This is a genomic window from Candidatus Symbiopectobacterium sp. 'North America', assembly GCF_015762685.1.
Lineage (GTDB): Bacteria > Pseudomonadota > Gammaproteobacteria > Enterobacterales > Enterobacteriaceae > Symbiopectobacterium.
The window spans coordinates 151,756-165,998 of the sequence record NZ_PEHF01000001.1; the positions used below are offsets into that span (position 1 = coordinate 151,756).

General features: G+C 48.5%; 11 protein-coding genes, 3 tRNA genes and 5 pseudogenes. 10 read left to right on the forward strand and 9 right to left on the reverse strand.

All coding sequences use genetic code 11. The features are described 5' to 3' along the window. Window positions 1–271 precede the first annotated feature (271 nt). From rseC to CS369_RS00735, 5 genes and pseudogenes are all read right to left on the reverse strand, one after another. The gene (rseC, locus tag CS369_RS00715) at window positions 272–730 is read right to left on the reverse strand and encodes a SoxR-reducing system protein RseC (RefSeq protein ID WP_196905610.1); all 459 of its coding nucleotides are present in this window, start codon (window positions 728–730) and stop codon (window positions 272–274) included. 24 nt (window positions 731–754) lie between these two features. Next, complete coding sequence (gene rseB, locus CS369_RS00720) at window positions 755–1,732, reverse strand: sigma-E factor regulatory protein RseB (protein WP_196905611.1); 978 nt, start codon at window positions 1,730–1,732, stop codon at window positions 755–757. After that, window positions 1,732–2,388 carry an anti-sigma-E factor RseA gene (rseA, locus tag CS369_RS00725; protein WP_196905612.1) on the reverse strand — a complete coding sequence of 219 codons (657 nt, stop codon included), beginning with the start codon at window positions 2,386–2,388 and terminating at the stop codon, window positions 1,732–1,734. The genes rseB and rseA overlap by 1 nt, the downstream gene beginning before the upstream one ends. Before the next feature lie 50 nt (window positions 2,389–2,438). Further along, a complete protein-coding gene (gene rpoE, locus CS369_RS00730) occupies window positions 2,439–3,014 on the reverse strand; it encodes an RNA polymerase sigma factor RpoE (RefSeq protein WP_196905613.1) in 576 nt (191 codons plus the stop codon). 372 nt (window positions 3,015–3,386) lie between these two features. Next, window positions 3,387–4,072: pseudogene (locus CS369_RS00735) on the reverse strand (tRNA1(Val) (adenine(37)-N6)-methyltransferase). 154 nt (window positions 4,073–4,226) lie between these two features. Here CS369_RS00735 and srmB point away from each other — a divergent pair. Next, window positions 4,227–5,564, forward strand: a complete 1,338-nt coding sequence (gene srmB, locus CS369_RS00740; RefSeq protein WP_196905614.1) for an ATP-dependent RNA helicase SrmB — start codon at window positions 4,227–4,229, stop codon at window positions 5,562–5,564. 99 nt (window positions 5,565–5,663) lie between these two features. On the opposite strand, the pseudogene grcA reads toward srmB, so the two are convergent. Next, a pseudogene (gene grcA / locus CS369_RS00745) lies at window positions 5,664–6,028 on the reverse strand (autonomous glycyl radical cofactor GrcA); the annotation flags it as partial. 149 nt (window positions 6,029–6,177) lie between these two features. Beyond that, the gene (locus tag CS369_RS00750) at window positions 6,178–6,366 is read right to left on the reverse strand and encodes a hypothetical protein (protein ID WP_196905615.1); all 189 of its coding nucleotides are present in this window, start codon (window positions 6,364–6,366) and stop codon (window positions 6,178–6,180) included. Between the two features lie 21 nt (window positions 6,367–6,387). Here CS369_RS00750 and ung point away from each other — a divergent pair, with 21 nt between their 5' ends. Then, on the forward strand, window positions 6,388–7,080 hold the full coding sequence (gene ung, locus CS369_RS00755; protein ID WP_196905616.1) for a uracil-DNA glycosylase: 693 nt from the start codon (window positions 6,388–6,390) through the stop codon (window positions 7,078–7,080). Window positions 7,081–7,205: 125 nt separating this feature from the next. On the opposite strand, the gene CS369_RS00760 is transcribed toward ung, so the two are convergent. Further along, window positions 7,206–7,281: transfer RNA gene (locus CS369_RS00760), tRNA-Ala, on the reverse strand. 499 nt (window positions 7,282–7,780) lie between these two features. On the opposite strand from CS369_RS00760, the gene CS369_RS00765 reads away from it, so the two are divergent. Then, window positions 7,781–8,539 (forward strand): alpha/beta hydrolase, encoded by a 759-nt coding sequence (locus CS369_RS00765; RefSeq protein ID WP_244664677.1) that lies wholly within the window; start codon window positions 7,781–7,783, stop codon window positions 8,537–8,539. Window positions 8,540–8,640: 101 nt separating this feature from the next. On the opposite strand, the gene gltX is transcribed toward CS369_RS00765, so the two are convergent. Next, on the reverse strand, window positions 8,641–10,056 hold the full coding sequence (gene gltX / locus CS369_RS00770) for a glutamate--tRNA ligase (protein WP_196905617.1): 1,416 nt from the start codon (window positions 10,054–10,056) through the stop codon (window positions 8,641–8,643). 268 nt (window positions 10,057–10,324) lie between these two features. Between gltX and CS369_RS00775 the strand changes: the two genes are divergently transcribed. The 7 genes and pseudogenes from CS369_RS00775 to CS369_RS00800 form a co-directional block, all read left to right on the forward strand. Further along, a tRNA-Val gene (locus CS369_RS00775) sits at window positions 10,325–10,400 on the forward strand. A gap of 7 nt (window positions 10,401–10,407) precedes the next feature. Next, window positions 10,408–10,483 (forward strand) — tRNA-Lys (locus tag CS369_RS00780). A 296-nt stretch (window positions 10,484–10,779) separates the two neighbouring features. Beyond that, window positions 10,780–11,091 (forward strand): annotated as a pseudogene (locus CS369_RS00785) (GtrA family protein); the annotation flags it as partial. 24 nt (window positions 11,092–11,115) lie between these two features. Next, window positions 11,116–12,040: pseudogene (locus CS369_RS00790) on the forward strand (glycosyltransferase family 2 protein). A gap of 14 nt (window positions 12,041–12,054) precedes the next feature. Next, window positions 12,055–12,351, forward strand: coding sequence for a DUF6056 family protein (locus tag CS369_RS24350; protein ID WP_280514691.1), 297 nt, complete (start codon window positions 12,055–12,057; stop codon window positions 12,349–12,351). A 43-nt stretch (window positions 12,352–12,394) separates the two neighbouring features. Next, window positions 12,395–13,537, forward strand: a complete 1,143-nt coding sequence (locus CS369_RS00795; RefSeq protein WP_280514694.1) for a DUF6056 family protein — start codon at window positions 12,395–12,397, stop codon at window positions 13,535–13,537. Between the two features lie 434 nt (window positions 13,538–13,971). Further along, a pseudogene (locus tag CS369_RS00800) lies at window positions 13,972–14,178 on the forward strand (DoxX family protein); the annotation flags it as partial. Between the last annotated feature and the right edge of the window lie 65 nt (window positions 14,179–14,243).

Consider the following 14,243-nt stretch of genomic DNA (forward strand, 5'->3'; position numbering starts at 1 on the left):
GTATTTCTGAAATTCTTGCCGTCTGGCATGCGCATGCGATGAAAATGGCGGCAATGCCCTCCCCTTTCACCAGAACCGATGCATTCTACACGTCAGACGCCGGAAAACCTAGTCATCAACCCGTATTCCCTTTGATTATGGCGCTTTTATTCCATCATGGCAGATAACCGGGAAAAAGATGACGTTTAAGGACAAGCAAGCGCGCGTTGGACGGAAAATATCTCGGTGAGAAAGACCGAGTAGCCCAGCGGCTCGCCCGGTTAAATGAGGTTCAGGATTCAATTTTCAGCGGCTGCCCCGGCAAGGCTATCTGCAAAATAACCGGGCGATAGTGACGTTTCTCGCCTAATTTAAGCGAACAGCCGCGTACCAGGATAAACGCCAACGCGGCACCCAGCAGCGCGCCCAGCACCGCAGCCAGATCGTTGGCGAACAGCGACTGCAACAATCCCGCCCCTACGAACAACCCTAACAGCGGCACCAGATAGACCAGCATGGCGGAACGCAGCAGGCTACTTTCGGAAATACCCAATTTAACGCGTTGACCAGGCAGCAAGGGTTGCTCGCACGGAACGTGCAGCGCCTGCTCGGCGGACCGACCCAATTCACTCAAAAGCCCGGTGCCGCAGGTTTTACGCGACTGACAACCGCTGCACCCAGAACGCTGCTCACAGTGCAGCACGGCCATGCCATTGTGCCAGGAAACCACAGTCGCCCACTCTTTGATCATACCTGCGCCCTACATCTTGCAAATTTACGGCGATTGAAAAATGACATTATCCGCAATGCGTTTGGCCGTGGTAGGGGGTAATTCGCCCACTACGGTTATTTCATACCCATTGCGGATTTCTGTGTGTACGCTTCGCCGTCCCGTCGTGACATATTGCTCGGCACGAGATTCTGACGATGGCGTGATATTAACAGAAAAGCTGAATAAACCATCACTGAACAGGCGCGATTCAATCGGGATGCTGATTCCAGGCAACGTTCTGCGGGTACGCGAGATCTCTTTCATACCCTGTGGCAGCCATCCAGGAGTCCAGGTCAGGTCAACCGTTTCAACCGACGGTGTCGTCAGCAATGGCGGTAACCCTTCGCTTAATAATGGGCGTAACGTCTCACGGATATCATCACTGACCACCAGCGATGCCACCAGAAATTGCTCCATCCGTTCCCCATTGCGATCTTGCAAGTCAATACGCAACGGCAGTTTGGTCGCAACATCAAACCATACGCTGTAGCTATACTGTGTCCCATCCCGGGAAATAATACGCATGCCCTCACACTGGCGATCGGCGATCCGTACTCTTCCTGCCGCCGGAATGAAATCATAGAACGCGGACAGCGATTGATGATCGGCATAAACCAGGCTGGGGAACGAATCGATGATGTGATCGCCGGAAAGCGAGAAAGGTTCCAGATCGGTATCAAAGTAACTGATATTCCGGTCTCGCTGCGCGATTTCTCTGCGAGGCCCATCCATAAACAGCAACTGTGCCAATGGACGGTTATCTATACGGGCATGCCGATAGCGCAGAGATTCGATGCCCTGACGGGAGATATTGATGAAATGTATTTCATAATTCAATGCCCGAATAGCGTTGCCCATCTGTTGCAGCGAGGACGAGGGCTTAGGCTGCAACACCGTACCTGACGCAGGCCGCGCCAGGACTGTTGTTGAATAGGGTAAGCAACCGAACAGAATGCAAAAAGCAAACCCAACACGCTTCATTAACGAGACTGCGTTCCTAAAGATTGAGTGCCAGGCACCTGAATAGCGGCCTGCTGTTCTTCATCTTGCTGACCTTGCAAAGGCTTCGAATGGAGGCGGCGCTGCAACTCATAGTCCTGCAACATGACATTGATGCGGTTGCGTTCTGCTTCAACCTGACGTTGACCACCATGCGACACCACGTTTTCAGACGGTACACCCAGACTTACCGGAGAGGCGGTGCCCATGGCGGGAAGCGTACTAAACGCTGGCATGTCGTTTTGCGCTTCCGGCGTTTGATCCGGGGAACGTTGCATTTGCACGCCGACGATCACCGCCAATGAGACACAGGCGGCCACACCAACCTGAGTCAGTTGGCTTGCCCAAGGACGCACTTTGTCCCAGAACGACAAGCGCGACCAGGTATCGGGATGAGGCTGTGCTTCGGGAATAGCTTGAGGCGCAATGCGCACCGGCTCTTCGGCAATCGCCTGCGCAACGCGTGCGGCAATGTCGATTTCAATGATGCTCTGCGCCACATCACAACGCAGCGTATCGCGAATCAAATGGTAGCTTTGCCAACTTTTTTGCAGTTCAGCATCCCGCCCCAATGTGTTAAGCAGTTCGGTATCCGCAGCCTCGCCGTCCATTAAAGCGGAAAGTTTCTCTTTCTGCATACCCATACCCTTACCTTGTCAAATCCATCATGGTTAACGCGAAAACCGGGTTAACGTTGAATTAGCGGTTGTATTTTGTTATCGATCGCTTCTCGCGCACGGAATATGCGAGAACGAACAGTGCCGACCGGGCAATCCATAATGGCGGCTATCTCTTCATAACTCAGGCAATCAAGTTCGCGTAGCGTAATAGCCATCCGTAAATCTTCTGGCAACGCTTCAATGGTTCGAAAAACTATACTTCTCAATTCCTCTGACAACATTAAGTTCTCAGGGTTCGATATTTCTTTTAATGCGCTGGCGGTTTCATAATTTTCAGCGTCATTGGCATCAACGTCGCTCGACGGTGGTCGCCGCCCCTGAGCAACCAGATAATTTTTGGACGTATTGACCGCAATACGATACAGCCAAGTGTAGAAGGCACTATCGCCGCGAAAAGACTCCAACGCACGATAGGCTTTGATAAACGACTCCTGCACCACATCCGGCACATCCCCAGGAGGAACGTACCGTGACACCAGGTTCGCTACTTTGTGCTGGTAGCGCACCACCAGCAAATTAAAAGATTTCTGGTCGCCTTTCTGGGCACGTTCAACCAGAATGCGATCCGCTAGCTGCTCGCTCATCCGAGGTAATGTCTCCTCAAACCGTTCTCCACACGTAAAATAGTACTGCCAGCCATATCGTTATTGAATAATCTGAGCAAGCTGTAAGTCGGACACTACCGGTTAACAAAAGTTCCCGATAACGTTTGCTCCTTCTTCTTTATGTGCTCAGCCTGCCCCATATATCTTCGCGCGTCGGCGTTTACATCCGTACACGTCGCGCAGTTTTCTGTTCTTTAGCTGGGACAGTCAGGGGATCATACGCGAAAAAACGTTCAATAGCACCGTTAGCCTCTGAGAGTGCCCGAGCCATCGTTAACGACAAGGAATATCCTACATAAATAAATAGAAATCCTTGGTCAATGCGCGAAAATCATAAGAGTAGCTGCCATCTTATGCGCGAACAATCAGCGTTCGCCTCTCACAGGGGCCCGCTTGCTTCGCCAGGGTCAACAGTTCCCGATGCGGTTGGCCTTCTGTCCTCTCACGTACGGCCAGTCGCTGACGTATCGACAACCCTTGTTGGCATGCCGTGATGCAAAAATCACTGGCAACCTGGCTCGGTAGTACCACACAAAAGCGCCCTTCCGGCTCCAGCAGCCTGGCAGCACAGTGGAGTAAGGTTTCATGGGACAAACTCTCTGTATAACGGGCCGTGCTGCGCGCCTCGGTCCGACACGCACTGCCCGGTGCAAAATAAGGAGGGTTACTGACAATCAACGCGTAGCGTGATGTTGTTTGTGTCGTAAACGTCTCAATATCACGGTTTAGCACGGTAATACGTGATGCCCACGGTGAGGCCTGCCGATTCTCTTGTGCCTGCTTGCTGGCTTCAGGTTCTACCTCAACCGCATCGATCGTCACTGTGTCTGGGCTACGCTGTGCCAACATTAGGGTGATAATGCCGGAACCACAGCCAATACCAGCACACAGCCGGTTTGCGGCACCGGAGCCCAGGCACCGAGCAGGATGGCATCCGTACCCACTTTCATCGCACAACGATCGTGCGCGACAAAAAATTGTTTAAACGTGAACCCGTTGCGCCGCGATGTTTGTGATCGCGCTGCGTGCTGATGCATGATGTGCTGCTCCTACGAAAAACCGCCGTAGCATAAGGGAATCCCTGCAACAGGGAAAGCATCCCGCCGACAGGACACCGAGGCGGTGTAAACAGATGATGAAGTGCACGCGTAATGCCTCTATAATCAGCGCCCCAAATAATAGAGGTAGACCATGACTGCAACCCAATTTTCCGATCTTGATCTTGATGAAAGCCTGCTAGATGCCTTGCGCGATATGGGCTACGAGCGCCCCACCGCCATTCAACTCGCGGCGATCCCACCCGCCATGGACGGGAGAGATGTCCTTGGATCCGCGCCAACAGGAACAGGAAAAACAGCAGCCTATCTGCTGCCGGTGTTGCAGCATCTGATTGACTTTCGACGTAAAAAATCAGGGCCGCCGCGCATTCTGATCGTAACGCCCACACGTGAACTGGCGATGCAGGTGGCTGAACAGGCTAAAGCGTTGGCGGCGCACACCCATCTGGACGTGGCAACCATCACTGGCGGTGTGGCCTACATGAACCACGCTGAAGTCTTCAGAGAGAATCAGGATATTGTAGTGGCGACAACGGGGCGCCTGCTGCAATACATCAAAGAAGAAAACTTTGACTGCCGCGCAGTGGAAACGCTGATTCTGGACGAAGCGGATCGTATGCTCGACATGGGATTTGCTCAGGATATCGAACATATTGCCGGTGAAACCCGCTGGCGCACACAAACCTTGCTGTTTTCCGCCACGCTGGAAGGCAATGCCGTCAAAGATTTCGCAGAGCGACTGCTGAAAGAGCCGGTTGAGATTGAAGCCGACCCTTCACGGCGTGAACGTAAAAAGATTCTGCAATGGTTTTACCGCGCTGATGATACTGAGCACAAAACCGCGCTGCTGGCACATTTGCTGAAACAGCCGGAAACCACCCGAGCAATTGTGTTTGTGCGTAAGCGCGAGCGCGTGCGTGAACTTGCGGCCTGGCTACGCGAAGCGGGTATCAACAGTTGCCATCTGGAAGGCGAAATGGTGCAGGCTAAACGCAATCAGGCCATCACACGTCTGAGCGAGGGGCTGGTCAATGTATTGATTGCCACAGACGTTGCCGCACGCGGGTTGGACATCAACGATGTTAGTCATGTCTTCAACTTTGACTTGCCACTTACGGCCGATATCTACTTGCACCGTATCGGGCGTACCGGACGCGCTGGCAAAAAAGGGTGTGCCATCTCACTGGTGGAAGCCCACGATCATTTGCTGCTTGGCAAGATCAGCCGCTACTTAAATGAGCCGCTAAAAGCACGCGTCATTGATGAGTTGCGTCCGAAAACCAAAGCACCAAGCGAAAAAACCAACGGTAAGCCGTCGAAAAAAGTACTGGCTAAGCGTGCTGAAGAGAAGAAAAAGAAGAAAGAAAAAGAAAAAGCCAAGGTGAAAGTACGCCACCGCGACAGCAAGAACGTAGGGAAGCGCCGCCAGCCTACGCAGAAAACGGACGATACGCCTTCAGGCGCAGAGTAATTCTGTTTCGATACCGTCTCCCAGCACTAACGCCGGGAACAAACCAGAGCACAAAAAAAGGAGCTTTCGCTCCTTTTTTATTACCGCCGCCGCACGAGTACTTTCGGTGAAAGTACTCGTAATCACGTCACGTTGCTGTTCCGGGGTCAGTGAGTTGAAACGCACTGCATAACCAGAAACACGGATGGTCATTCCGGATGTTTTACCGCATCTTCCAGCGTTTCACGGCGCAGAACGTTCACGTTAAGGTGTTGACTACCTTCCACGCGCACTTCCAGTTTGATTTCCAACGGAACTTCACAATATTCAAACTGCCCCAGATCGCTCACCGGAACGATTTGATCTTCTCTGTAATCCGCTTTTGCGCAAACGCAGCGTGCTTCTGATTTTTCTTCATCAAGCAACCAGAAAGAGTTAACCAGAGCGTTGTTGTTAGCTTTAGTGATTTGAATGCCAGTAACCATAATTGCCTCCGTAAAACAGCAGAATCGTGTCTGAACCTGGGAAGGATTGCAGTACTTACCAACACGAGGTTTTAACCACAAAATGAAATTCACTTACCTTGTGTAGTTATATACCAGTACCTTAGCCGCCAATCTTTGATTTAAATCAATTAATGCAGGGAGTGGAAAACAGCGCCAGCAGCAATTAATTGTTTTACATCAATTTTAGCCAAAAGGCGTAATGCAATTTTTTTGTAAATTTTCAACTTTTTTATAATTTTCACTTCATTACCATCAACTTTCCCGCCACAGTGTTTTACCTTGAGAGCAGAGATCGGTAAGCTACAGCCCTTTTTCACAACACCCGCATCGAGGACAGGATGACAACCGAACTAACGTGGCATGACGTTTTGGCACAGGAAAAAGAGCAGCCTTATTTTGTGCAAACATTGACGTTTGTCGGCAATGCCCGCGCCGAAGGAAAGGTAATTTATCCCCCGCAGAAAGATGTGTTTAACGCCTTTCGCTATACGGAGTTCAATCAGGTCAAGGTGGTTATCCTGGGACAAGACCCCTATCACGGGCCTAATCAAGCGCACGGCCTGTCATTCTCCGTCCGTCCGGGCATTCCCACACCGCCGTCATTAATGAACATGTACAAAGAGCTGGCGAACGATATTTCCGGCTTTACGATCCCTCAGCATGGTTGCCTACAAAGCTGGGCGGAGCAAGGTGTGCTACTGTTAAATACCGTGTTAACGGTGGAGGCAGGTCAGGCGCATTCCCACGCCAACCTCGGCTGGGAAACCTTTACCGATCGCGTGATTAGCGCATTGAATGAAAAGCGTGATGGCATCGTGTTTCTGCTGTGGGGCGCACACGCACAGAGAAAAGGCAGCATTATCGACACGCAGCGCCATCATGTGCTGAAATCCCCGCACCCGTCACCGTTGTCTGCACACCGTGGCTTTCTGGGCTGTCGCCACTTTTCCAAAACGAATCAATTTCTGATACAGCAGGGGCAGTCGCCAATTGATTGGATGCCACAGCTACCGAGTTCAGCAGATCAGTAATGTCATCGGTTCGCAAGCCGCGCCACAGCAATGCAAATAGCTTGCGAACTGAGCCCGATGCGAAAATTGACTACGCCACAGCGATGGTCTTGGGGAAAAAACAAGGAAATAAAAACAAGAAGGAGTGGTGGAGCTAAGCGGGATCGAACCGCTGACCTCTTGCATGCCATGCAAGCGCTCTCCCAGCTGAGCTATAGCCCCACAATGCTGGATATGTTTACTGCATCTGTTTACCACAGCCATCCCAACACACTTGGGATGGTGGAGCTAAGCGGGATCGAACCGCTGACCTCTTTCATGCTATGCAAGCGCTCTCCCAGCTGAGCTATAGCCTTATTACATCAGACAGTGACACCGATTGTCTGTGTGAACGGCCCGAATAATATGCAACCCGCTCAGGTGTGTCAACGGCTAAATCTATTTCTGCCGTCAACCGCTGAAAAAGCCGCCAGCACTCCGATTTTATCAACGCTTGTGGCGAAATACCGCGCATAAGAACAGAAAAAGCGCTGGTAATGATAACGGGTTTTATTATCATCTTTTTACTCGTTCATCAGAACCTTAACAGGTCGTTATGCGCTATTTGCCCGTTGTGCTTATTACTCTGATCACCTCCAGCCTTTTGCCCGCACGGGCATAGCCCCTTGTCGCCACACTCTCTGAAAACGCTAAGCGCTACTTCAGCATTGAGCAACACGATATGGAAAGTACCCGCCAGCTTCAGTACCGTGTCTTCATCGCTACGCCGCGTGATATCGCCGCACAGGAGAAACGTCCAGTGCTCTATGTACTGGACGCCAATGCCCAGTTCCCGCTGGCGGTCAACAGTTATACCCCCGCACAGGGGCCTGCACCTGTGATTGTTGGCATCGGCTATCGCATTGATCAAGGTTATGACATCCCTGCCCGCACCCGCGACTACACGCCACCGGCCCCGACAATCGATCCGGATTTTGGGGAGGGAGGGGAAGCAGAGCAGTTTTATCAGTTTATCCAACACAGTGTGAAACCGTGGGTAGAAGCGCGAGTCCCGGTTAATCCACAGCAGCAGACACTCGCCGGTCACTCCTTTGGCGGGTTATTCGTACTGTTTACCCTGTTTAATCATGGGGAATCCTTCCAGCGCTATCTGGCTGCCAGCCCGTCTATCTGGTGGGGAGACGGAGTAGTCATCCCCAAACGTTCACCACTGCTTACTGCACAACCTACGTCAATCACGATAAGCGTAGGCGAATATGAAGAGAAGCCCCCCAAGGCCGATCCCAACCAACCGGTCGATCCGAAACGTGCCAAGCGTCAGGCACAGCGCACCATGGCGACCAAAGCGCGCGATCTGTCAGCGCAATTGCACAGCGAAAACCCCGCAGCCAGCTTTATCCTGTTCGAAGGTAAACACCATGGCAGCGTGATCCCCGATGAGATGTCAAAGGCGATAGAAGTGGCCATTCAGCCACAATGAGCTCAGGATTGATCTGCGTTCGTGAATAAAAAAACGCCCCGGCGGCGAACTCCCGAAAAGGAGGGGCACACGGGGCGTTAACCGATCGCTGGGTTACGCGATTATTGCTGCGCTTCACGCTCAGCGATAAAGGTCAATGCTTTATCGATGCGTGCCAATGCACGCTGCTGACCCACCTCCTGTACCGTAACATCAACGCCCGGTGATTGGCCCGCGCCAGTTACCGCCACACGCAGCGGCATACCGACTTTACCCATGCCTTGTTGCAGTTCGTCCGCCGTGCCCTGAATGGCGTGATGAATGTTTTCCGCAGTCCAGTCGCTGATAGCAGCAAGTTTCTCACGCACCAGTTCCAGTGGCTGGCGAGCGACCGGGCGCAAGTGTTTCTTGGCAGCATCGGCATCAAACTCGGCAAAATCTTCATAGAAATAACGGCAGGACGCCGCAATCTCTTTCAGAGTTTTGCAGCGCTCGCCCAACAGCGTCACCAGTTCGCACAGTTGCGGCCCGGTGCGAGTGTCGATCCCTGCCTGCTCAATGTGCCACGACAGATGCGTTGCCAAATATTCAGCCGGCAGATGATTGATATAGTGATGATTGAGCCACTGCAACTTCTCGGTATTGAAGGCGCTGGCCGATTTGCTTACGGCATCCAACGTAAACAGTTGCGTCATCTCATCAATGGAAAAAATTTCCTGATCGCCATGTGACCACCCCAAGCGAACCAGATAGTTGAGCAGCGCTTCTGGCAGATAACCATCATCGCGATACTGCATCACGCCCACGGCACCATGGCGTTTGGACAGTTTTTTGCCATCATCGCCCAGAATCATAGACACATGGGCGTATTCCGGCACCGGCGCACCCAACGCTTTCAGGATGTTGATTTGGCGCGGGGTGTTGTTGATATGGTCTTCACCGCGAATAACGTGCGTGATTTCCATATCCCAATCGTCGATCACTACACAGAAGTTGTAGGTTGGCGAACCATCGGTACGGCGAATGATCAGATCGTCTAGTTCCTGATTGCTGAATTCGATCGGGCCACGAATACGGTCGTTGAAAATCACAGAACCGTCTTGCGGGTTACGAAAACGCACCACGTGAGGCTCATCATCGGCATGATGCGCATGAGAATCGCGGCAGCAGCCGTCATAGCGTGGTTTTTCACCCTTCGCCATTTGATCTTCACGCAGCGCTTCCAGACGTTCACGGCTGCAATAGCATTTGTAGGCGGTGCCCTGCACCAGCATTTCATCAATCACCGCGTTGTAACGATCAAAGCGCTTGGTCTGGTAGTACGGACCCTCATCCCAATCCAGGTTCAGCCAGTTCATGCCATCCATAATGGCATCAATGGCATCCTGCGTTGAACGCTCCAGGTCAGTGTCTTCGATACGCAAAACAAACTCACCCTGATGGTGACGGGCAAACAGCCAGGAGTAAAGCGCAGTACGAGCGCCGCCGACATGCAAATAGCCAGTGGGGCTTGGCGCGAAACGAGTTTTGATTTTCATTGGGATAATAAGCCTTGTTACTTAAGGGCGACTGGCAGACACCAGCGACGGTTCCAGCCAAAAGTTGGCGATATTCTATCACTCTGCCCTGATTCCTCAACGCTGTAACCGCATTGCGTGTTGAATAGGACTAACAATACGCCGAATTATTGACCACGAATGCTCAGAAAAACGACGTGTTGCCTAATTTTACAACGAACACGCATTTTGCATTTAAAAAACGTTGACTCACTTTCAACTATCCCTATAATGCGACTCCACACAGCGAGGGTGATTAGCTCAACTGGGAGAGCACCTCCCTTACAAGGAGAGGGTCGGCGGTTCGATCCCGTCATCACCCACCACTTCTGCGGGTCGTTAGCTCAGTCGGTAGAGCAGTTGACTTTTAATCAATTGGTCGCAGGTTCGAATCCTGCACGACCCACCATATCCGCAGATCGGTTTTTTTTCCTTTAATCCTTTCTCATATGTCTGAGACATCCAACAAACACCAATCAGTGCTTAGACTTGGGCGAAAGCGCCGTTAGCGTCGATCGCAAAAGATGATCTCATCCCGATTAACCTTTCCCACTACCATTTTAGTAGAACCTTTTTAAGTCGAAACATTACCCTTCGTTTAGGCCATAAGCGTTACTGTTGTGTAGATCATAGTCAGAATCAGTGATAAAACATCAAAAATTAATAAAAAATCATTATTGAATGCTTAAATTATTCACTAAATATATGACCGTAGGGATTATCAATACAATTATTCACTGGATTGTATTCGGTGCTCTGGTTTATCTTTCAGCATATGATCAATCGGTCGGAAACCTGATTGCATTTCTGGTTGCAGTTACATTTTCATTTTTTGCCAATGCGAAATTCACCTTTCAAGCCAGAGCTTCTGGAGGAAGATATTTTCTTTTCATTACTTTCATGGGGACACTGAGCTTTATTTCAGGTCAACTATCAGACCATTATAATATTTCCCCCTTGATCACAATGATTGAATTTTCTGCAATTAGCCTAGTTTGCGGTTTTTTCTACTCGAAGTTCATTGTCTTTAGGAAAAAAAAAATGAAAATCTCACTGGTAGTTCCTGCCTTTAATGAGGCAGATACAATACCTATCTTTTATAAAGCAGTTAGAGAGATGGAATCTCTCAGACAGCACCAAGTAGAAATTTTTTTCATTAACGATGGCAGCAGCGATGCTACAGAGTCAATCATTAATGCACTCGCCGTGTCGGATGAATTAGTTTTTCCGCTATCGTTCACTCGTAATTTTGGTAAAGAATCTGCTATTTTTGCAGGATTAGAGAATGCAACCGGGGATGTCATTATTCCCATTGACGTTGATCTTCAGGATCCTATTGAAATAATTCCTGCTCTTATTGAAAAATGGCAATGTGGAGCAGACATGGTGCTGGCTAAGCACTCGGATCGCTCTACGGATGGTCACTTAAAGCGAAAAACGGCAGAATGGTTCTATAAACTCCACAACAAAATTAGTACACCGAAGATCGAAGAAAATGTGGGTGACTTTCGTTTAATGTCTCGTGGCATTGTTGAAGATATTAAGCTTATGCCGGAACGCAATCTTTTCATGAAAGGGATACTCTCTTGGGCAGGGGGGTAAAACAGATATTGTTGAATACACCCGTGCTGAACGCGTTGCAGGAAACACAAAGTTTAATGGTTGGAAACTCTGGAACCTTGCTCTTGAAGGCATTACCAGTTTCTCAACGATTCCATTAAGAGTGTGGACCTATATTGGTCTATTTGCAGCAGGATTATCCTTCCTTTACGGCTCCTGGATGGTTTTTAATACCCTGGTTTTCGGAAATCCCGTGCGCGGTTATCCTTCCCTCTTAGTTTCTATTTTGTTTCTCGGTGGTATTCAGCTTATAGGAATTGGGGTTTTAGGAGAATACATCGGAAGGATTTATGTAGAAGTAAAACAAAGACCAAGATACATAATTAAAAAACAAGCACCAAAATGAGATATATCAAAAAGATGAAAAAGACACTGACAATATTAATATCGGTTGTTATTTTTTTAGCAATATTTTTGATTGAGTGGTATACGCCTATCCATTCAAATGATTATCACTATACACTGCTAGGCATATCTTTAGATACTCACTACAAACACTACATGACATGGAGTGGAAGAGTGGTCGCTGATTACATCAGCACATTGTTACTATATCTAAACTCTCGTATTATTTACTCGATTTCAATTGCAACAGCCGTATTGTCTTTTTGCCTTTTCATTGCAAAAAAAACCATCAGGTTGATTCAAATGGAATAAAAATGACAGTATAATTATTCCATTAGTTTTTCTTACCTATTGGATAGCTAATCCTAATATTGGAGAGACAATATTCTGGGTTGTTGGTAGCGTCAATTATCACTGGACAAATCTTTTTGTTGCTGCATGGATATATGGAATAAGCTACACACTTCAAAATAATGATAAAAAAATCCGCATACTGATGGTAATCATCAGCCTATTAGCCGGATGCTCTAATGAAAGCGTGGCTCCATTCGTTATTGGATCATCATTGTTAGCGATTTGTTATGATTTCTGGAAAAGAAAAAGTTTTGATATCAATAAGGTAATTTATACTTTCATTGCAGTAGTCGGGGCTTGCATACTCATTCTTGCACCCGGAAATTTTATCAGAGCAAAAGAAACCCCGATTTGGTTAGGGAAATCATTTTTAGAAAAAATTGTATTCCATTTTACAGAACGACTCTCTGGACATCTTGCTCTGATATGGATTAGCTATGTTGTTTTAGCATTACTTGCTTTGATTGCAGTTATAAGTGCTCGCAAAGGTACGCCAGTTTCTAGAAAAAGAATCTATGCAACTTATCTGATGATAGCGATTGCGGTGGGGACAAGCTTTATCATGTTCATCTCCCCCTCTTACCCAGATAGGGTAGTCAATGGAACATTGATGTTTCTTCTCTTTTCAATATCATTCCTTGGTCATGGTATCCTGGAAACGGCTGACAGAAGAAATATTTTGAATATCAATATTGTCACCTTTCTTTGTCTAGCAACCTTCTTGTGGTCTTATTCGCTAATGTATAGCGCTTACACACGTGTTTATGTGCAAGACAAAGTAAGAATGAAGATCATTGCGGATGAAATAGCCAAGAATCAAGAGAGTTTTTCCATTCCTGAGTTCTATTTCTCTAAACTCCAAAACAGCGGAGGGCATTTCGGCCTATTCCATGCTCCAAATCTTTATGGACGATATTTTGGTGCAAAAGAGATTTTTAAAACCATTGTCAAATTTGACTACTCGGTCATGTACAGTGGCCAAAAAGGGGTTTTGGATGACTACACCCGTTACTACACCAATGAGCCTGGTGATTTTATGTTAGTGAGCGCTAAGTCACTAGAGGGAGAGATGGCGATAACAGTCAACGGCAACAAAGTGAGTTATACACTGGAGACATTTACCAAAGCAACAGTCAATGATTAATACTGGTATTATAAAAAAATACCCACAGGCCTGTTCGACGCCGTCAACATCGTCAAATAACGGCTAAGATCAGTACAACAAATAGCGGACAATGGCTGAAAATTATTGTCGGTAGCAGCTTACCGACATCATCCATGCTCACCACGTTACTTGGTTCAATCCGCTGTATGATATTGATAAATAAAACAACACATCATATTCCATACAGCGGCCCATCACCCAGCTGCCATCCTTCCCGAAAAGGGGCCTTTGTTGATAGTGGCCTTGCTATGTTCATTTCAACATCGCGTTCACATAGCTACTCGCGCATACCACAGCAATTTTTTTGATTAGCTATGTCAAATAAATTTGTTTTCTCTGCATCACTAAAATGGCGACACTACGCCCTGTTGTCCTTCCCACAATTTTTGTGAACATGCATAGGGTTAATTATTATGATTGCTCAGCTCAATCGGTCATTCAATCGCCTCGCAGACCATCAGGATGCAGGTATTCTGCTACTGCGTCTGACCATTGGTATTTTGTTGCTGTTTCACGGCGTAGCCAAAATAGAGCACGGCGTGGGTTGGATTGTGCAGATGCTGCAAGCAGCGGGCCTGCCAGACTTTATCGCTTATGGCGTGTACATTGGTGAAGTGATTGTGTAAGTATCCCGGTAAACCGAACCATTCACTTTTAGAGATCTTCTGACATACTGATTATGTCC

Bases quoted from the DNA above. Each gene is read 5' to 3' on its own strand.
- CS369_RS00765 (WP_244664677.1), top strand. From the start codon at position 7,781: ATGGAAAGTACCCGCCAGCTTCAGTACCGTGTCTTCATCGCTACGCCG.
- rpoE (WP_196905613.1), bottom strand. From the start codon at position 3,014: ATGAGCGAGCAGCTAGCGGATCGCATTCTGGTTGAACGTGCCCAGAAA.
- gltX (WP_196905617.1), bottom strand. From the start codon at position 10,056: ATGAAAATCAAAACTCGTTTCGCGCCAAGCCCCACTGGCTATTTGCAT.
- rseB (WP_196905611.1), bottom strand. From the start codon at position 1,732: ATGAAGCGTGTTGGGTTTGCTTTTTGCATTCTGTTCGGTTGCTTACCC.
- srmB (WP_196905614.1), top strand. From the start codon at position 4,227: ATGACTGCAACCCAATTTTCCGATCTTGATCTTGATGAAAGCCTGCTA.
- CS369_RS24350 (WP_280514691.1), top strand. From the start codon at position 12,055: ATGAAAAAGACACTGACAATATTAATATCGGTTGTTATTTTTTTAGCA.
- ung (WP_196905616.1), top strand. From the start codon at position 6,388: ATGACAACCGAACTAACGTGGCATGACGTTTTGGCACAGGAAAAAGAG.
- rseA (WP_196905612.1), bottom strand. From the start codon at position 2,388: ATGCAGAAAGAGAAACTTTCCGCTTTAATGGACGGCGAGGCTGCGGAT.
- rseC (WP_196905610.1), bottom strand. From the start codon at position 730: ATGATCAAAGAGTGGGCGACTGTGGTTTCCTGGCACAATGGCATGGCC.